At 55.9% G+C, this 2,034-nt stretch carries 1 protein-coding gene and 1 pseudogene; both read left to right on the forward strand.

All coding sequences use genetic code 11. The features are described from left to right. Positions 1-195: 195 nt before the first annotated feature. The gene (locus DWZ15_RS10185; RefSeq protein ID WP_118450813.1) at positions 196-1,320 is read left to right on the forward strand and encodes an aminotransferase; all 1,125 of its coding nucleotides are present in this window, start codon (positions 196-198) and stop codon (positions 1,318-1,320) included. 574 nt (positions 1,321-1,894) lie between these two features. Beyond that, a pseudogene (locus tag DWZ15_RS10765) lies at positions 1,895-2,034 on the forward strand (arginine deiminase); the annotation flags it as partial.

Genomic DNA, 2,034 nt, shown 5'->3' on the forward strand with positions numbered 1-2,034 from the left:
CGGCCCGCGCTGCATGAGCATGCCCTTCTGGCGCGAGGACCTCTAAGGTCTTCTATGACCCGTATAGGTCTTAATACATACATCTAGCTGACGTTAGATGTCTCCCATTGGGGCGGTGCGGGTTTTCGCGCCGCCCCAATCTTGTTTGAGGAACGTCAACACGGTTGGATGACTGCTTTTGTAAGGAGCTTGGCCATGGACATTAAGACGATTGGCGTTGAGGAATGGCTCAACGTTTGGGAGAAGAGCGCCACGTGGGACATCGCCCAGTCGACGATCTCGTCGCTCACCATGGGCGAGCTGCGCGCGCTCGATGAGCAGGACGGCGCCACGTTCTACGAGCGCCTGGACCGCGAGAAGATGAACTACGGCTGGATCGAGGGCTCTCCGGAGTTTAAGGCCGAGGTTGCCAAGCTATATCGTCGCGAGGTCAATCCCGATCACATTCTGCAGACCAATGGCTGCACGGGCGCTAACCTCAACGCCATCATGGCCGTGGTCGAGCCCGGCGACCATGTCATCGCCGAGTGGCCCACCTACGCGCCGCTCTACGAGATTCCGCGTACGCTCGGTGCCGAGGTCGAGTATTGGGAGCTTCGCGAGGAGCTTGGCTGGAAGCCCGATATCGAGGAGCTTAAGCGCTTGGCGCGTCCCAATACCAAGCTCATCTGCATCAACAACGCATCGAACCCCATCGGAACGGTGCTCGATGCCGATACGCTCGGCCAGATTGCCGAGATCGCCCGTTCGGCTGGCGCCTATGTGCTGTGCGACGAGGTGTACCTGCCGCTCGAAAACACTGACTCCTATATGTCGATGGCCGACATGTACGAGAAGGCCATTGTCACCAACTCGGTGTCCAAGACCTATTCGACGCCTGCGGCCCGCGTGGGCTGGGTCGTGGCCGACGAAGAGGTGTCCAACCGCATCCGCACCTACCGCGACTACACCATGATCTGCGGCGGCGTGTTCAACGATGCCCTGGCGACCTACGTGCTCGAGCACAAGGACAAGATTCTCGAGCGCAATCGCAAGATCGTGTTTGGAAACCGCGATATCGCGCAGGCTTGGATCGATACGCAGCATCGCGTTTCCTGGACGGCCCCGCAGGGAATATCCACCTCGTTTATCCAGCTGGATATTCCCGAGGATGACGAGGAATTCTGTAAGCGCCTGTTGGCCGAGAGGGGAGTGCTGCTGGTCCCCGGTAGCCGCTTTGAGCTTCCCTGCGGCGCACGCCTGGGCTACTGCGCGAGCAAAGACGTTCTTCGCGAGGGCCTGAGGCTTTTGGGCGAGGCACTGGCGGAGTTCGATCGCTAGGATTCCGACGATCTTCGAGGGCCTTATCCAAATTGGCCGAAGATAATCGAAAACGGACCCGTTTCCCTAGGGGAAGCGGGCTCGTTTTTCTATACCGAGAAGTCAAGTTGTTACAAATGGGGCCGTAAAGCGAGCCGGTATCCGCTGGGCCTTATACTGAGCTTCCGGTGAACGGTATCAAGCGTCTGGTAAACGGTAATTTGTTTACCAGAAATGAATAGGACAAACTTTTTTCTGAATAAAAATGAAAATGGTTGAGACGCGGCATGAATCGCTGATTCTATTCATAGCTTTATTAGAAATATGCAATTTGAGGGTGGTTTAATAAAGTTAAGTTCCATTTGCTATTTGGACTGAAAACGCGTTTTAGCACGTAAATCCACTTTATTATATCAAAGTGTGCCATGCGTGAAGTATATGTGTATGCCGTTCACCCCTCATATAAAACCGTTCGGGGGCGAGGTGGAAGTATGGACTGATTTTGGATATAAATATGTCGTCAGCAATAACGCCTCACACGGAGGGGCGCTAACGAATCGGCCCTGACAGGGGCCCGAAAGAAAGGTAGGAGGCCATGACGAAAGGTCTGCACGTGCCTTCCGAGATCGGCAAGCTCAGGAAGGTCTGCCTGCACCGTCCCGGCGACGAGCTCCTCAACCTGCCGCCCGACGAGCTCGAGCGACTCCTGTTCGACGACGTCCCGTTCCTGGAGGT

The sequence above is a fragment of the Collinsella sp. AF29-7AC genome (assembly GCF_003475665.1).
Classification (GTDB): Bacteria; Actinomycetota; Coriobacteriia; order Coriobacteriales; family Coriobacteriaceae; genus Collinsella.

What these genes read in the sequence shown, in the direction of transcription:
- DWZ15_RS10185 (WP_118450813.1), top strand. Translation starts at nt 196, where the DNA reads ATGGACATTAAGACGATTGGCGTTGAGGAATGGCTCAACGTTTGGGAG.